Origin of the sequence: Bradyrhizobium sp. CCGE-LA001, from assembly GCF_000296215.2 — a bacterium.
In the GTDB taxonomy this organism is placed as follows: Bacteria; Pseudomonadota; Alphaproteobacteria; order Rhizobiales; family Xanthobacteraceae; genus Bradyrhizobium.
Genome location: NZ_CP013949.1, coordinates 2,488,191 through 2,503,225, shown reverse-complemented (window position 1 = coordinate 2,503,225; position 15,035 = coordinate 2,488,191). Strand labels below are relative to the sequence as shown.

Here is a 15,035-nt window from a genome sequence, read left to right as displayed (position 1 = left end):
GTTGTGACGGGTCACGAGCTCGGGGGGCTCGAGGCCCCAGCCGCCGATCATAAGGAGAGGTTGCACAGCGCCGCGGTCGCCAGTCCTATCCAGGCCGCGTGCTTGCGGATGCGCGTGATGGGCGAGCCGGCGCCGGTGACTGGGCGCCACGTGCTCCAGCACTGCTGTGTGCTTATGGCTGCTGCTACTCAGGCGCTAACGCGCTGCGACCCGCTCACGGCGGGTCGAGACGAGCTTCCAGATGCCGACACACATTCTTCTTTGCGGACGACGAGACGCACGTTAGGGGGAGTTCTGCTCGCACACCGAGTTAGCAGCAACGATCGTGCTAATGTGTGAAAACACTTTACGTCATCGCTGGAGTGGCGATCGCCTGCCGTATCTGGCGAGCGTCGCGCGCCGGCGGCGCGCCGAATTGCCGCTCGGCTAAATTGGGACGCGCTCTCGTAGCCGACCGCGAACGCCACGTCGGACGCAGTGTGCTCGCCGGCAAGCAGAAGTTGGCCCGCCTCCTGCAACCGGAGTTGTTTTTGATACTGGAGAGGGCTGAGGCTGGTCATAGCCAAGAAGTGGCGATGCAGGCTTGCCCGGCTCATGCCACTCGCGGCGCATAACGCCTCGATGCGCAACTGGGTGTTATGATTGTCCCTGATCAACTGAACGGCCCGTCGGATGCGACCCAGTGGACCCTCGGGCTGAGCGATCTGACGCATAAGCCGTCCCTGCGGACCTTGCACGAAACGATAGAGCAATTCCCGTTCGACCATGGGGGCGAGAACGGGGATATCGTTCGGGGTGTCCAGCAACGACAGCAGGCGCAGCAATGTGTCGCGAAGCGGAGCCGTCATCGGATTGATCGCGATGCCAATCCCCTTGGGATCGTTCTCGCGTACCGGAGGCATGGTATCCGCTAGTCCGCCGCGATGTCTAAGTCGGACACACTTTCCCCCTGCCCGAAATGCCTGCACCGCTCAGAGACGTAACGGCTCACGCTGATCTACGATAGATTCTTCTTGATCTCCCGGTGCACACGTCGCGCACACGCCGCTATCTAACCAATTGAAAAACCATAACTCTCGCTCCAATCCATCATGCGCAAGTTTGAGCTAGCTCCAGCAATCGATATCTCAGTTGGAGAAGGAGAGAAAGGTGAAGACCTAAAGACTCCCCCGCTTGTGCTCAGCCTTTACCCGCTGTGACGTCGGCGGATCAGCTAGGATTTGGCAGAGCGCGCTGACGTCGCGGGATGCCGTGACACGACGGGACTTGCGATCCCATACAGGAATTGATCCACGATCATGTCCGCGAACTCGGCCGGTCCGATCCCTCCCTTGGGATCGTACCAGGTGTGGCTGAAGTTCAGCGTACCGAAGAGCATCATGGCGTAGACCTTCCGCGTCCGCTTGACGATCTTGCCCTGATTGTCGAGCTGGAGAAGCAGGCCGGAAACCAGATCGACGATCCGGCGCTCGAGAGATTTGATCGTCTGTTGATCGTCCTCGGACAGGAACGTCAGATCGTTGAGGATCAGGCGCTGTTCTTGCGGCGAACGCGCGTTGAGATCGACGATGGCGCGGACCGCCGCCCGGAACTGGTCGGGCGTCGCGGCATGTTTCGCGATCGCGTTCTCGACGTCCGCAATCATCTGGCGCACGTGCTCGTCCAGGATTGCGAACAGGATCGCTTCCTTCGACTCGAAGTAGTGATACAGCGCCCCGCGGGACAGCTTGCACGCCTCGGCGAGATCGGCAATCGAGGCGCGCATATAGCCGTATTCGGCGAACAGGCCGCGGGCCGCCACGATGATGCCGCGGTGGATGTCGTCGTAATTCTCGGAGCGCGTGCGCGCCATCGGCCTCTCTCGCTCAAAACGAACGCCGCCGAATCCGGCGACTCCCGCTCTTCTATACAACCGCTTCGGCCATCGCGCTCAGCCTGCGGACACAAGTCCACCAGAACCGTGAGCTCAGCGTCCGAAAATATGATCCAGATCAAAAAATAATTTGAACGGCCGGTCGGATTATAATATCCTCCGGTCTCGTCAGGCAAGCAATTCAGGCACGCGGGGCCAACCCGGCGGCATCAGGGAGGTTGTGCGTGGACAGTCGGAAGGTCGATGCTGTCGTGATCGGTGCCGGCGCCGGCGGCCTGTGCGCTGCGGCGCGGCTGGCGCATGCCGGGCTCTACACGGTCCTGGTCGACGATCACGACAGGCTGGGCGGCCGCGCCTCCACCGAGGAGATCGACGGCTTCAAGGTCAATATCGGCGCGATCGCGATCGAGTTCGGCGGCGTGTTCGAGGAGACGTTTCGCACCGTCGGCGTTCCCCTCGACATTCGCGCGCCGGAGCCGGCAAGCTCCTTCTTCATCGACGGCAAGCTGATCGATGTCGGCCGCGGCGGCTGGTCGCTCCTGCTCGGGCAATTGACCAAGCAGGCCTCGCGCATCCTCGAGAAATTCGCCGACGCACGCTCCGGCAATCTGCCCGACGGCCGGCAATCCACCGAGGACTGGCTGAAGGGCTACACCAGCAACGCCACCGTGCATGCGCTCTTCCGCAATCTCTGCGCGGCGATCTTCGCCTGCAACGCCGCCGAGCTGCCGGCCCGTGCCTTCCTCACCTATTTCACCAGCAAGGGCGCCTTCAAGAAGTTCGGCTTCTGCCCGGAGGGAACGGTCGGCGTCTGGAACAGCCTTGCGACGGCGGTCAGGCGCAATGGCGAGGTCTGGCTCGGCACGCCGGCGACCGAGATCCACACGGCGAACGGACAGGTGAGCGGCGTGACCCTGCTCCGGGACGGCAAGTCGACGCGGATCGACACCGGTCTCGTCGTCAGCAATACCGGGCCGAAGGCAACTGTCGCGCTTGCCGGCGCTGCCGCCTTCCCCGCCGATTATCTCGCCAAGGTCAGGAACGACCTCCGTCCGGCCGCCAACATCGTCATCAATGTCGCCAGCCGCGAGCCGCTGCTGAACCACCCGGGCATCGTGACGTTCGGCAAGACGCGCCGTCTCTGCAACATGGCGAACCTGTCCGCCACCTGCCCCGAGCTCGCGCCGCCCGGCTGGCATCTCTATGTCGCCTATGCCGTGCCGGTTCCCGCGCTCGGCGAATTCGACTCCGATGCCGAAATTGCGCTTGCGCTGACGGATCTCCGCGAGCAATTCAGCAATTTCGATCAGGCCAGGATTCTGTCCATCCGCGTGATGCGCGACGACTGGCCGGCACAACGGAGCTGCGCCGGCTACGACCTGCCGCGCGAGACCGGCATCGAGGGCCTGTGGTGCGTCGGCGATGCGGTCAAGCAATACGGCAATGGCGGCACGCAGGCCTGCGCCGAGACGGCGAAGATCGTCACCGACGCCATCCTCGCCGCGCGGCCGCCGGTGGCCCAGGCGAGCCGGATCTGATCGATGCCGACCACGATCCGCACTCCAACCTCCTCTCCCGCGCCGCGCGCGATGTCCGCACCGGATGGCCTGCTCGAATTCCGCAACGTTCGCATCGTCTACGACAACGCGATCGAGGCCATACGCGACGTCTCGATTGCGGTGCCCGAAGGCGGCATCGTCGCCCTGCTCGGCTCCAACGGCGCCGGCAAGTCGACGCTGCTGAAGGCGATGTCCGGCATCCTTTACACCGAGGAAGGCGTGATCGAGAACGGCAGCATCCGCTTCCGCGGCGAGGACGTGCATCAGCTCGCCCCCGACGAGCTGGTACGCCGCGGAATCGTGCAGGTGCCCGAGGGCCGTCGCGTCTTCGCTGCGCTGACGATCGACGAAAATCTCCAGATGGGAGGCTACACGAGGACCGCTGCGGAGGCGCGCGAGCGTCGCGACAAGGTGTTCTCGCTGTTCCCGCGACTCCACGAACGGCGCGACCAGATCGCCGGCTACATGTCCGGCGGGGAACAGCAGATGCTGGCGATCGGCCGCGCGCTCATGACCGATCCGGTTCTGCTCGCGCTTGACGAGCCGTCGCTGGGACTCGCGCCTTTGATCATCGACCGCATCTACGAGGTGATCGCCCGCCTGCGCGACGAATTGAAAATGACGGTGCTTCTGGTCGAGCAGAACGCGCAGCGAGCGCTCGACCTCGCCGACTACGGCTACATCCTCGAAACGGGGCGCGTCGTGCTCGACGGCACTGCCAGCAAGCTCACAGCCAACGAGGACGTCCAGGAATTCTACCTCGGCGTCTCCTCAGCCGGCCGCAAGAGCCTGCGCGAGGTCAAGCACTACAAGCGGCGCAAGCGGTGGCTGTCGTGACCGTGCTCCTCACCGTCGAAAACCTCAGCAAGCGTTTCGGCGGCCTCCAGGCCATCGCCGACGTCAGCCTCACGGTCGCGCCCGGCGAGATCTGCAGCGTGATCGGCCCGAACGGCGCCGGCAAGACCACCCTGTTCAACATGATCTCCGGCGTGCTGCGGCCGAGCGGCGGGCGCATCGTATTCGAAGGCGTCGATGTTTCGACCATCTCGCCCTGGAAGTTTGCCGCCGCCGGGATCGGCCGCACCTTCCAGAACCTCGCTCTGTTCAAACACGGCACGGTGGTCGAGAACATCCTGACCGGCCGCCACACCCACCTGCGTTCCAACGTGATCGATGCCGTGGTCTTCTTCGGCCGCACCCGCCGCGAGGAGATTGCGGCGCGGCAACGGGTCGAGCACATCATCGAGTTCCTCGAGATCGAGCATGTCAGGGACGCGGTCGTCGGGACACTGTCCTATGGCCAGCAGAAGCGCGTCGAGCTTGCACGCGCGCTCGCCTCGGAGCCCAAGATCCTGCTGCTCGACGAGATGGTCTCGGGCATGAACCAGGAGGAGACGGAGGACATCGCTCGTTTCGTCCTCGACATCAGGGACGAGCTCGGCATCACCGTATTGATGATCGAGCATGAGATGCGGATCGTCATGGACATCTCCGATCGCGTCCACGTGCTCAATTTTGGCCGCAAGATTGCCGAAGGCATGCCCGACGAGATCAGGCACCACCCGGCCGTCGCCGAAGCCTATCTCGGCGGCAAACGTTCCGGCGCAATTGCACAGGTGGGATCGTGATGTCGACGCTCGACAGCCTCCGCTCCACGCTGCCGCCGCTCCAAGCCATAGCCCCCCGCAGCGCGCCCGCGAGCGACGCGGCGACCTTCCACGCCTCGCTGCGGGATGGCGCCATCACCATTCCGCAAATGCTGCGACAGCGCGCCGCCATGCATGGCGAGGCGCGGGCCTTGCGCGAAAAGGATTACGGTATCTGGAATCCCTACTCCTGGCGCCACTATCACGAAACGGCGCGTGCGGTGGCGCTGGGCCTGCTGTCGCTCGGCATCAAAGCGGGAGACCGCGTCGCCATCGCCGGCGAGAATACCCCGGAATGGTTTTACGCCGATCTGGGCGCGCAGATGATCGGGGCCGTGACGGTCGGCATCTATCCGACCAATCCCTGGGTCGAGCTGCAATATATCGTCAAGCATTCCGGCGCCCGTGTCGTCGTCACCGGCGACCAGGAGCAGACCGACAAAGTGCTGGACGCCATGGCCAACAATGGCGGACTTCCCAATGTCGAGGCCATCGTCTGCATCGACATGAAGGGCCTGCGGCATTATCGCCAACCGGCGCTGATGTCGTTCGAGACCCTGTGCCAGCGCGGACTTGCCCATGCACGCGAGACGCCGGACTCGAACGCGACACTCGACCGACTGATCTCGCAAGGTTCGCCCGACGACGTCTGCATCCTGGTCTACACTTCCGGCACGACGGGCCCGCCCAAGGGCGCGATGCTGACGCATCGCAATCTCGTCTACGCCGCCTTCACCTACGCAGAAGCCGTCGGCATCGCGGACAAGCCGCTCGAGGCCGTCAGCTACCTGCCGCTGTGCCACGTCGCGGAACGCTGCTACGGCATGGTGACGCATCTGGTGCTCGGCGGTACCGTGAGCTTTGCCGAATCGATCGACACCGTCGCCACCAATATCCGCGAGATCGCGCCGACTTTCTTCGTCGGCGTACCGCGCATTTACGAGAAGCTGCAACAGGGCTTTCTGTTTCGGTTGGGCGAAAGCGGCAGGCTGCGGCAAGCCCTGACCAGGGCCTGCCTCGCCTGGGGCCGCACGCTTTCCGACCGCCGGCAGGCTGGCAAGGAAAGCCTCGCTGACCGGGCGGCTTACGGCCTGCTCTATGTACTGATGTTCCGCAATCTGCAGCGTCACCTCGGCTTCGCCCATAGCCGCCACCGGCTCTGCGCGGGCGCATCGATCTCGCCCGAGACCCTGCGCTTCTTCGACATCATCGGCCGCCCGGTCTCGCAAGGCTACGGGCTCACCGAAAGCGGCGGCGTCGCCTTCGTCCAGTCGGCGAGCCACCATCGGATCGGCGGTTGCGGCCTGCCGCTTCCACGGACCGAATGGAAGCTCGATGAGGACGGCGAGATCCTGCTGCGCAGTCCCGGTGTCTTCAAGGGCTACTTCCTCGACGAAAAGGCCTCGACGGCAACGCTCGAGGCCGGCGGCTGGCTGCGCACCGGCGACATCGTCGAGGTGCTCGACGACGGCGAGATCGCCGTGGTCGACCGCAAGAAGGCCATCATCATCACCGCCGGCGGCAAGAACATCGCGCCGTCCGAGATCGAGAACGCGCTGAAGGATTCCGAATTCGTCAAGGAAGCGATCGTGGTCGGCGAGGCCAGGAAGTATCTAGGCGCCATCATCCAGGTCGACTACGACAATGTCGGCCGCTGGGCGCGCGACCGGGCGCTGGCCTACACCAATTACAAGTCGCTGTCGCAGCTCGCCGAAGTGCACGAGCTGGTCGAGCGTATCGTCAATGAGACCAACAGGCGCTTTGCCCGGGTCGAGAACGTCAGACGGTTCGCGATCCTGGAAAAGGAGCTCGACCACGACGACGGCGAGCTGACTGCCACGCAGAAAGTACGCCGCGCCATGATCGAGAAGAAGTTCGCGCGCGAGCTCGCCATCATCTATCCCGTGGAGGGCTGAATGCAGTATCTCCTGCAGCTTCTGATCTCCGGACTTGCGATCGGCGCGATCTACGGCCTGATCGCGATGGGCTTTGCGGTCATCTACAAATCGACCGGGCTGGTCAATTTCGCGCAGGGCGAGATGACCATGATCACGGCCTATATCGCCTGGACCATTTCGACCACCGTCAGCGGAAACGTCGTCGTGGTCGCGTTCGGCGCCATCCTCGCCGGGATCCTGCTCGGCCTGATCATCGAGCGCGTCGTGATGCGGCCGATGCTGGGCGAGCCGGTGTTCGCGACCGTAATGGTGACCATTGGGCTCGCGGTGATTCTGCGCTCGGCGATCAACTTCGTCTGGGACGCCTATCCGCATGGCCTCGACGTCGGCATGGGACGCGACATCGTCCGCCTCGGCGGCATTGGCGTCCGCACCGGCCAGATCGCCGTCATCGCGACGCTGCTGTCGCTGCTCGCGGCGATCTGGGCGTTCTTCCGCTACAGCAAGATGGGGGTCGCGATGCGCGCCGTTGCGGCCGACGACCGGACCGCGTTGCTGATGGGCATCAGCGCCACCCGTGTCCATGCGCTGGCCTGGGCGGCCTCTTCGGTCATCGCCGGGATCGGCGGGGTGTTCTTCGCCCTTTCCTACGATCTGTCGCCGGCCATGTTCCAACTCGGGCTGAAGGCGTTTCCGGCCACCATCCTCGGCGGGCTCGATGCCGTGCTCGGCTCCGGCCTCGGCGGCCTTCTCATCGGCATCACCGAAAATCTCGCCGGCGGCTATCTCGGCTCCGGCATGAAGGAGATCGCGGGCTTCGCCATGATCATCGTCGTGCTGATGATCCGGCCGTTCGGCATGTTCGGCGAACGCGACATCGAGAGGGTCTAGGACGATGCGCACCGGCGACTACAAGCAGACCTATGGCGAACTTGTCGCACTGATCGATTCACCCCCGGTCTGGCTGTGGTCGGCGGTGCTGATGCTGGCGCTGATCGCCGCGCCCTACCTGCTGAACGCCTACGCGCTGTCGTTCCTGATGATCATCCTGATCACGGTGACCGGCGCGCTCGGCCTCAACATCCTGACCGGTTACACCGGGTTGATCTCACTGGGCCACGTCGGCTTTCTCGTCACCGGCGCCTATGCCTATGCCATCCTAGTGTCGAAATATCATATGCCGCCGTTGGTCGGCTTCCTCGGCGCGGGGCTCGTTCCGGCGCTGGCGAGCCTGGTCGTCGGTGCGCCGTCGCTGCGCCTCAAGGGCCTTTACCTCGCGATCACGACGCTCGCCTTCTCGTTTATCATCAACACAGTGATCCTGGAGATGCGCTGGCTCACGAATGGCGCGCGCGGCATCTCCGTGCAGCGGCCGGAGATGCTCGGCATCAGCTTCGAGAGCGACGCGGCCTTCACCTACCTTTGCCTTGGCGTCGCCATGCTGACCCTGCTTGCCACGCTCAACATTCGGCGCAGCCGGGTCGGCCGGGCGTTCGTCGCGATCCGCGACAACGACACCGCGGCCCGCGTCATGGGTATCAACCTGCATGCCTACAAGCTGCTCGCCTTCGTCACCTCGGCCTTCATTACCGGCCTCGCCGGCGCCCTTTACGGCATCTACCTGTCCTTCGTCAGCGTCGAAGGCTTTCCGTTCCTGCTATCGATCGAGGCCCTGGCGATCCTGATCGTCGGCGGCCTCGGCTCGGCGCTCGGCGCCGTGCTCGGGACCGTTCTGATCGTGCTGCTTCCCGAGGCGACGCGGCTCGTCTTCAGTTTATTCAGCGCGCAGCTCGACGCGGTGTTCACGACTGGGGCGCAGGAGCTGAAGAGCATGCTCTACGGCCTCGTCATCATCCTGTTCCTTCGGTTTCAGCCGCGCGGCCTAGTCGGTGCCTGGCACGACATCCGCCGCGCCTGGGTGAACTGGCCACTGCGCTACTGAACACAAAGACCAATTTGGAGGGAGGACAGAGACATGAGAAATCATCCAAGGACTGCATCCCTGTTGCTCGCGGCAACGCTGCTCGCCGGCGGCGCGCTGGCCGCCGATCCCGGTATCACCGACACGGAGATCCTGATCGGCGACGTCGAACCGCTCACCGGTCCACCGGCGCTCCTCGGCGTCGCCGCCTCGATCGGCCACAAGATCGCGATCGCGGAAGCCAACAATGCCGGCGGCATCAACGGCCGCAAGATCAAGTACGTGCTGGAGGATGACGGCTACGTCACCGCGCGCACCATCCAGGGCGCCAAGAAGGTGATCGAGGTCGACAAGGTCTTTGCCATGCTCGGCATGTCCGGCTCCGGCCAGTCGATCGCCGTGATGCCCGTGCTGGAGAAGGCGGGCATCCCAACGGTGATCGACGTCGCGCCGGTCAAGCTGCTTTGGGAGCCGCCGCGCAAGAACGTGTTCGTGGTCGGTCAGTCCTACGAGGAAGGGATCATCCATCTCGTCAACTACCTCGCGGAGAAGAACCCCGGCAAGAAATGGGGCCTCATCACGCAGGACGACGACTACGGCATCACGGTGCGCGATGGCTTTGATTCCGTGGTCAAGTCGAAGAAGCTGAACGTCGTCTACAGCGGCAATTACAAGAAGGGCCAGCAGGATTTCTCGTCCGACATGCTCCAACTGAAGGAATCCGGCGCCGAAGTCTTTCTGGCCGGCGGTATTATCGCGGAGAATATCGCGATGATGAAGGAACTCGAAAAGCTCAACGTCAAGCCGGTGACCGGCATCTTCTGGCCCGGTCGCGTCGAGCCGGTGCTCAAGCTGATGGGACCGGCCGGCGACGGCATCTTCGCGGTGGACTATGTGGAGCCTTTTGCCGGCGAAGCCGGCAAGGCCTTCCTCGAGAAGGCAAAGCCGCTCGTGTCGGAAGCCGAGTTCAAGGGGATCAACCGCTACACGATGAGCGGCTATGCCGCCGCCAAGGTCCTGATCGCGGCGATCGAGCGTTGCGGCAAGCAGCCGACCTGGGCCTGTACGATCAGCGAGCTGGAGAAGACCAAGAATGTCGAGACCGGCGTGATGGCGCCGATCAGCTTCGGACCCGGCGTCCGCTTCTCGAACCAGAAGCTGCAGATCATGCAGGCCGACACCGCGACGGTCAGCTTCAAGCCCGTGAAGTGACGACGTCAGGCGGATGGCCGGGGCTGCGCCCGGTCATCCGCCTTTAAAGACGGGCGGACGCCTGGCTGCGAAGGCGGCGATGCCCTCGATCGCATCGTCGGAGCGGCTCGCGCCGACGATGGATTGCATTTCGGCTTCGAGTTGAGCGCCGAGGCTCGTCTCAAAGGACTGCCGAAGCATGCGCCGCATGGCCCCGAAGGCCCGCGTCGGCCCCGCCGCCAGGTCGCGGGCAACGGCAGTCGCTTCCGCTTCCACCGCATCGTCCGGCACCAGGCGGGAGACCAGGCCGAATTCCAGGGCTTCTTGCGCCGACAAGCGGCGATTCAGCAGGAACAGTTCCTGCGCCCGCCGCATCCCGACCATCCGCGGCAGGAACCAGGTGTTGCCGCCGTCGGACGTCAGACCCAGCGCGCCATATCCGAGCGCAAAGCGAGCCTCGGCGGATGCGACCACGATGTCTGAGATGTAAAGGAGGCCCAGTCCGCCTCCGGCCGCCGCGCCGCGCACCGCGGCAACGACAGGCGCATCGATGCTGGTCAAGCGATCGATGGCGCGATGATAACCGTCGATCATGCGACGAAGCCTGCCCGGCAGTTCGGCCGACGGCGTGCCGGCGAAGAGAGTGACGTCGCCTCCCATGGTAAAATTCGGCCCGTTCCCTGCAATCAAGACGGCACGCAAGGCCGGGGCTCCGGCAATTCGCACCGAAGCTTCTTCGAGATCCGCGGCCATCTCTTCGTTGATGGCATTGCCCTTGTCGGGACGATTCAGCCGAAGCGTCGCGACGCCATCCGCGATATCGAGGAGGATGGTCTTGAACGGGCTCGCGGCGTCATGCCAGCGGGCCGTATCGGTATATTGCTCGAGGCGCGTGATGCGCTCACCCTCGAACGTGATGAGGTGCGCGAAGGAGGCATCGAGACAGGCTCCTCCATGCCTGCCCTCGCCACGATACCGGCCCGTCACGAGCAGGCATGTCTCTCCGACCTCGAGAAAGCGCTCCGGCTCCGCTCGTGCCGCAAAACGCCGGCCGATCGCTCCCCACCCGTTGCGGCGCATCGCGGATGGGCCCTCGTGCCGGCCGCCGATGCCGAAGGGCATTCCCTCGGCGATCTCGCCGACGAAATCCGGATGGAGCAGCATCTCGAGCTGCTCCCTGTTTCCGAACGCCAGTGCCGCGTAGAGCGCCCGCGCGGTGTCGGAACGCGTGTTCTGCATGCTCGTGCTCCCCCGTCCGAAGGGTCCGGCTACATCCGCTTCGCGACTTCTTCCAGCATGACCTCGGTGGCGCCGCCGCCGATGGTCAGGACCCGCGCGTCCCGAACCATCCGCTCGATCGGCGTGCCGCGCATGAAGCCGCTGCCGCCGTGCAACTGCAGACAGCCGTGCACGACTTCGTGCAGCACCTCGGGCGACAGCGCCTTGACCATCGACACCTCGCGCAAGCAGGGCTGCCCGGCCGCGGCGAGCTCGGCGGCGTGATAGGCAAGCTGGCGCGCCGCGGCGGCCTTGGCCGCGAGCTGGGCGAGCTTCAGCCGCACGGCCTGCTGGTTCCAGAGAGGTCCGCCGAATGCCTGCCGTGTCTTCACGTAGTTTGCCGTCAGCTCGATCGCCTTGGCGGATTCCCCGGCGCAGATGCCGCCGATGCAGATGCGCTCGTTCTGGAACGTCTCCATGATGCCGTAGAAGCCTTTGTTCTCCTCTCCGAGCAGGGCACTGGCCGGTACACGGACGTCCTGGAAAGCGATTTCGGCGGTGTCCGAGCAGAGCCAGCCATGCTTGTCGAGCTTGGTCACGGCGATGCCGGGCAAATTGCGCTCGACGATGAACAGCGAAAGACCACGGCTGCCTTTTGCATGCGGATCGGTACGGGCCGCGACGATCAGGATGTCGCCATAGACCGCGTTGGTGATGAACATCTTGGAGCCGTTGATCACCCAGCCGCCGCCATCGCGGGTTGCGCGGGTCTTCAGGCCCGCAACGTCCGAGCCGGCATCCGGCTCGGTTACTGCGATCGAGCAGATGGTCTCGCCGCGGATGATCGGCGGCAAATATTTCTGCTTCTGCTCCGGCGTGCCGCGCAGCGAGATGTGCACCGCCGACATGTCGGTGTGCACCAGGGTCGACGACGTAAACCCGCCGAAACTCGAGCGCCCCAGCTCCTCAGCGAACACCATCGAGGCCAGCGGACCCATGTCGGTGCCGCCATACTCGGGCGCGTGGCGCATGCCGAGGAATCCGAGCGCGCCCATGCGGCGAAATATCTCGCGCGGGATCTTGCCGTCGCGCTCCCAGGCCTCGCCATGCGGCACCACCTCCTTCTCGACGAAACGGCGTACCTGCTCGCGCAGCATGCGAAGCTCCTCGGGCAGATTGGGCTGCTCCGAGAATTGAAATTCAGCTTCAGCAGGCTGGCGGGAACTTGAAGTCATGACGTTCATTGTGCCGCCCTCCCATCATCGATTTGAAGATGTCCGCGCAGGAATTTTGCAAGCGCCGCGACCGCTTCACCAGTCTCCGGGATTTCCGAGAACATCTGGAACACGTGGATCATGCCATCAAAGACTTGCAGCTCGACGTTGACGGCGGCAGCCCTGGCCTTGGCAACGAATTCGGTCGAATCGTCGCGCACCGTCTCGCGGTCGCCGACCTGGATCAGAAGCGGCGGCAAGCCGGACAAGTCGGCGTAGAGCGGCGAGGCCAGCGGATGATGCGGATCGCCATCCCGGCCCAGATAGTTTTTCGCGAGCGCGAGGATCATCGCGCGCTGATGGATCGGATCGGCCTTCGCGCGGCTTTCGTAGCTTGCACCTGTCGCGGCGAGATCGGTCCAGGGTGACATCAGCACGGCGGCAGCCGGCACGGTCTCGCCGCGATCACGCAACGCCAGCATGGCGCCGAGCGCGAGGTTGCCGCCGGCAGAGTCTCCCGCGAGCGCGATGTCAGCCGGCTGCAAACCCTGGTCGAGCAGGTATCGATAGGCGGCCAGCGCATCGTCCAGCGCGGCTGGATAGCGATGCTCGGGTGCCAGGCGGTAGTTGATCGCCAGGACGCGGCAGCCACAGGCATGACCGATGCGCGCGATCAGATCGCGGTGCGAGGCAATCGAGCCGATACGGAAGCCGCCGCCATGGAGATAGAGAATGGCTTTCTCCTGCGGCGCGGCGGGAGACAGGATCCACTCGCCCTCGACACCGCCGGCGGAGACCTGACGGCAGGCCACCGGCACGGAGCAACCCGCGAACGCTTCATCCCAATCGCCGCGCATCTGCTCGACGCCCGTATCGCGCGTCCATTTGCGGTAGATCGACTGCAGCCGCTCGACCGCACGATCCACGGGGGTCACCGCAATATCGCTGGCCGCATCCTTCATCTCAGCCGCCGATCCCCATGCCGCCGGACACGCCGAGCGTCTCACCCGTGATGTAAGCGGCCTGATCGGAGGCGAGGAACAGCGCGGCTGCTGCAACCTCATCCGGCTCGCCGAGCCGGCCCAGCAAGGTTGCGTCGGTCATCGCGCGAAGGATCTTGTCGCCACCGCGGGCGACCGCCTGCTCCAGCATTGGCGTGCGGATCGGGCCGGGCGCGATCGCGTTCGCCGTGATACCATAACGCGCGTTCTCTCGCGCCATGCTCCTGGTGAAGGCGATGACCCCGCCCTTGGCGGCGGAGTAAACGGCCCCGCCCCTGGAGCCGAGCCGGGCGGCTTCGGATGTGATGTTGATGATGCGGCCGTGCCTTGCGGCCTGCATCGCCGGCAGGACGGCCTGGGTGCAGGCCAGAACGGATGTGAGATTGACCGCGATCAGCTTCGCCCAGTCCTGCGGCGTGGTCTCGGTGAAGAAGGCGTGCTGGTCGATCCCGGCATTGTTGACGAGAATGTCGAACGGCCCGTGCTGCGCCATCGCCGCCTGCACCGCGCCCGCATCGCTGACGTCGAGACGAACCGCCACGGCGCCGATCTGCTGCGCTGTTTCGGAAGCCTGAGCCATGTCGAGATCGGCAATCACGACATTGGCGCCCGCGCCGACGAAGCTCTTTGCAATCGCGGCGCCAATGCCGCGCGCGCCGCCCGACACGAAGGTGCGCCGGCCGTCCAGACGTCCGAATGGAAGCGTATCGGCCACGCTTCAGCGTCCCGTGAAGACGGGCTTGCGCCGCTCGATGACCGCGGCAAGGCCCTCGCGCGCGTCGGCCATGCCCGACAGTTCCGAGACGGTGCGCGCCTCCTCCGACAGGCATTGCTCGATACTCGTCCCGGTGCCGACCCAGACCAGGCGCTTGGTCGCAGCAAGCGCCTTGGGTGCGCCGGCCGCGAGCTCGCGCGCCAGCGCCAGCGAGGCCTCACCGAGTTCGCCGTCAGGAACGACCTTGGTGACGATTCCCATGTGTAGCGCCTCGGCCGCGGGGATCACCGGATTGGTGAGAAGGATCGACATCGCGCGCCGCAGGCCCACCAGGCGGGACAGCGTGACGGAGACGCCCGCATCCGGCGCCATCGCCACCCGCGTCGCCCCCGCAAGAAACCTGGCCGACTCGGCCGCGATGACGATGTCGGAGGCGCAGACGAGGCCGAACCCGCCGCCGCCCGCCGCAAAGCCGTGCACCGAAGCAATGACGGGCGCTTCGAGCCGCAACAAACCGGTGACTGCATTCTGCAGATAGGCCGTCGCCTGGCGGATGTAGTCCGGCAATTTCTCGCCCTTGGATGCAAAGGCGCGCACGTCGCCACCGGCGCAGAAGTTCGCGCCCTCGCCGCTCAGCAGCACCACGCGCAGATCGGGGTGGCCGTGACACGCCATGATGGCATCGCAGAGCGCGTCGAGAAGCTCGACGCTCATCCCGTTAGCGGCATCGGGCCGGTTGAGACGCAGGCGCGCGATGCCGCCGTCGATGTCGAGCAGAACAGGTCCCTTGTCGATCATG

Annotated in this window: 13 protein-coding genes and 1 pseudogene; 7 read left to right on the top strand and 7 right to left on the bottom strand. The window is 64.9% G+C overall.

Annotated features, from left to right (window positions below):
* Window positions 1–346 precede the first annotated feature (346 nt).
* Together BCCGELA001_RS11780 and BCCGELA001_RS11775 are read right to left on the bottom strand one after the other, a co-directional pair.
* Window positions 347–914: pseudogene (locus tag BCCGELA001_RS11780) on the bottom strand (AraC family transcriptional regulator N-terminal domain-containing protein); the annotation flags it as partial.
* A gap of 299 nt (window positions 915–1,213) precedes the next feature.
* Window positions 1,214–1,852 carry a TetR/AcrR family transcriptional regulator gene (locus BCCGELA001_RS11775; RefSeq protein ID WP_060735358.1) on the bottom strand — a complete coding sequence of 213 codons (639 nt, stop codon included), beginning with the start codon at window positions 1,850–1,852 and terminating at the stop codon, window positions 1,214–1,216.
* Window positions 1,853–2,097: 245 nt separating this feature from the next.
* On the opposite strand from BCCGELA001_RS11775, the gene BCCGELA001_RS11770 reads away from it, so the two are divergent.
* From BCCGELA001_RS11770 to BCCGELA001_RS11740, 7 genes are read left to right on the top strand one after another with little or no spacing between them, the layout of a single operon-like run.
* Window positions 2,098–3,411 carry a phytoene desaturase family protein gene (locus BCCGELA001_RS11770; RefSeq protein ID WP_236840859.1) on the top strand — a complete coding sequence of 438 codons (1,314 nt, stop codon included), beginning with the start codon at window positions 2,098–2,100 and terminating at the stop codon, window positions 3,409–3,411.
* 3 nt (window positions 3,412–3,414) lie between these two features.
* Window positions 3,415–4,269 (top strand): ABC transporter ATP-binding protein, encoded by an 855-nt coding sequence (locus BCCGELA001_RS11765; RefSeq protein WP_008551102.1) that lies wholly within the window; start codon window positions 3,415–3,417, stop codon window positions 4,267–4,269.
* A complete protein-coding gene (locus tag BCCGELA001_RS11760) occupies window positions 4,266–5,060 on the top strand; it encodes an ABC transporter ATP-binding protein (protein ID WP_060737616.1) in 795 nt (264 codons plus the stop codon). The genes BCCGELA001_RS11765 and BCCGELA001_RS11760 overlap by 4 nt, the downstream gene beginning before the upstream one ends.
* Complete coding sequence (locus tag BCCGELA001_RS11755) at window positions 5,060–6,994, top strand: AMP-dependent synthetase/ligase (protein WP_060735356.1); 1,935 nt, start codon at window positions 5,060–5,062, stop codon at window positions 6,992–6,994. Before BCCGELA001_RS11760 ends, BCCGELA001_RS11755 begins: the two co-directional genes overlap by 1 nt.
* Window positions 6,995–7,867, top strand: a complete 873-nt coding sequence (locus tag BCCGELA001_RS11750; protein WP_008551121.1) for a branched-chain amino acid ABC transporter permease — start codon at window positions 6,995–6,997, stop codon at window positions 7,865–7,867.
* 4 nt (window positions 7,868–7,871) lie between these two features.
* Window positions 7,872–8,918, top strand: coding sequence for a branched-chain amino acid ABC transporter permease (locus BCCGELA001_RS11745; RefSeq protein WP_060735355.1), 1,047 nt, complete (start codon window positions 7,872–7,874; stop codon window positions 8,916–8,918).
* Between the two features lie 33 nt (window positions 8,919–8,951).
* The gene (locus tag BCCGELA001_RS11740; RefSeq protein WP_083543332.1) at window positions 8,952–10,109 is read left to right on the top strand and encodes an ABC transporter substrate-binding protein; all 1,158 of its coding nucleotides are present in this window, start codon (window positions 8,952–8,954) and stop codon (window positions 10,107–10,109) included.
* 33 nt (window positions 10,110–10,142) lie between these two features.
* Here the strand turns inward: BCCGELA001_RS11740 and BCCGELA001_RS11735 are convergent, their stop codons facing one another.
* From BCCGELA001_RS11735 to BCCGELA001_RS11715, 5 genes are all read right to left on the bottom strand, one after another.
* Complete coding sequence (locus tag BCCGELA001_RS11735) at window positions 10,143–11,252, bottom strand: enoyl-CoA hydratase-related protein (protein WP_236840858.1); 1,110 nt, start codon at window positions 11,250–11,252, stop codon at window positions 10,143–10,145.
* 104 nt (window positions 11,253–11,356) lie between these two features.
* A complete protein-coding gene (locus BCCGELA001_RS11730; protein ID WP_236840857.1) occupies window positions 11,357–12,541 on the bottom strand; it encodes an acyl-CoA dehydrogenase family protein in 1,185 nt (394 codons plus the stop codon).
* A gap of 5 nt (window positions 12,542–12,546) precedes the next feature.
* On the bottom strand, window positions 12,547–13,482 hold the full coding sequence (locus BCCGELA001_RS11725) for an alpha/beta hydrolase (RefSeq protein WP_008551150.1): 936 nt from the start codon (window positions 13,480–13,482) through the stop codon (window positions 12,547–12,549).
* A 1-nt stretch (window position 13,483) separates the two neighbouring features.
* Window positions 13,484–14,236 carry an SDR family NAD(P)-dependent oxidoreductase gene (locus BCCGELA001_RS11720; RefSeq protein WP_060735352.1) on the bottom strand — a complete coding sequence of 251 codons (753 nt, stop codon included), beginning with the start codon at window positions 14,234–14,236 and terminating at the stop codon, window positions 13,484–13,486.
* A 3-nt stretch (window positions 14,237–14,239) separates the two neighbouring features.
* Window positions 14,240–15,034 carry an enoyl-CoA hydratase/isomerase family protein gene (locus tag BCCGELA001_RS11715; protein ID WP_008551163.1) on the bottom strand — a complete coding sequence of 265 codons (795 nt, stop codon included), beginning with the start codon at window positions 15,032–15,034 and terminating at the stop codon, window positions 14,240–14,242.
* Window position 15,035: the final 1 nt, after the last annotated feature.

Bases quoted from the DNA above. Each gene is read 5' to 3' on its own strand.
- BCCGELA001_RS11765 (WP_008551102.1), top strand. From the start codon at position 3,415: ATGCCGACCACGATCCGCACTCCAACCTCCTCTCCCGCGCCGCGCGCG.
- BCCGELA001_RS11730 (WP_236840857.1), bottom strand. From the start codon at position 12,541: ATGACTTCAAGTTCCCGCCAGCCTGCTGAAGCTGAATTTCAATTCTCG.
- BCCGELA001_RS11750 (WP_008551121.1), top strand. From the start codon at position 6,995: ATGCAGTATCTCCTGCAGCTTCTGATCTCCGGACTTGCGATCGGCGCG.
- BCCGELA001_RS11755 (WP_060735356.1), top strand. From the start codon at position 5,060: ATGTCGACGCTCGACAGCCTCCGCTCCACGCTGCCGCCGCTCCAAGCC.
- BCCGELA001_RS11745 (WP_060735355.1), top strand. From the start codon at position 7,872: ATGCGCACCGGCGACTACAAGCAGACCTATGGCGAACTTGTCGCACTG.
- BCCGELA001_RS11715 (WP_008551163.1), bottom strand. From the start codon at position 15,034: ATGATCGACAAGGGACCTGTTCTGCTCGACATCGACGGCGGCATCGCG.
- BCCGELA001_RS11775 (WP_060735358.1), bottom strand. From the start codon at position 1,852: ATGGCGCGCACGCGCTCCGAGAATTACGACGACATCCACCGCGGCATC.
- BCCGELA001_RS11740 (WP_083543332.1), top strand. From the start codon at position 8,952: ATGAGAAATCATCCAAGGACTGCATCCCTGTTGCTCGCGGCAACGCTG.
- BCCGELA001_RS11725 (WP_008551150.1), bottom strand. From the start codon at position 13,482: ATGAAGGATGCGGCCAGCGATATTGCGGTGACCCCCGTGGATCGTGCG.
- BCCGELA001_RS11735 (WP_236840858.1), bottom strand. From the start codon at position 11,252: ATGCTGCTCCATCCGGATTTCGTCGGCGAGATCGCCGAGGGAATGCCC.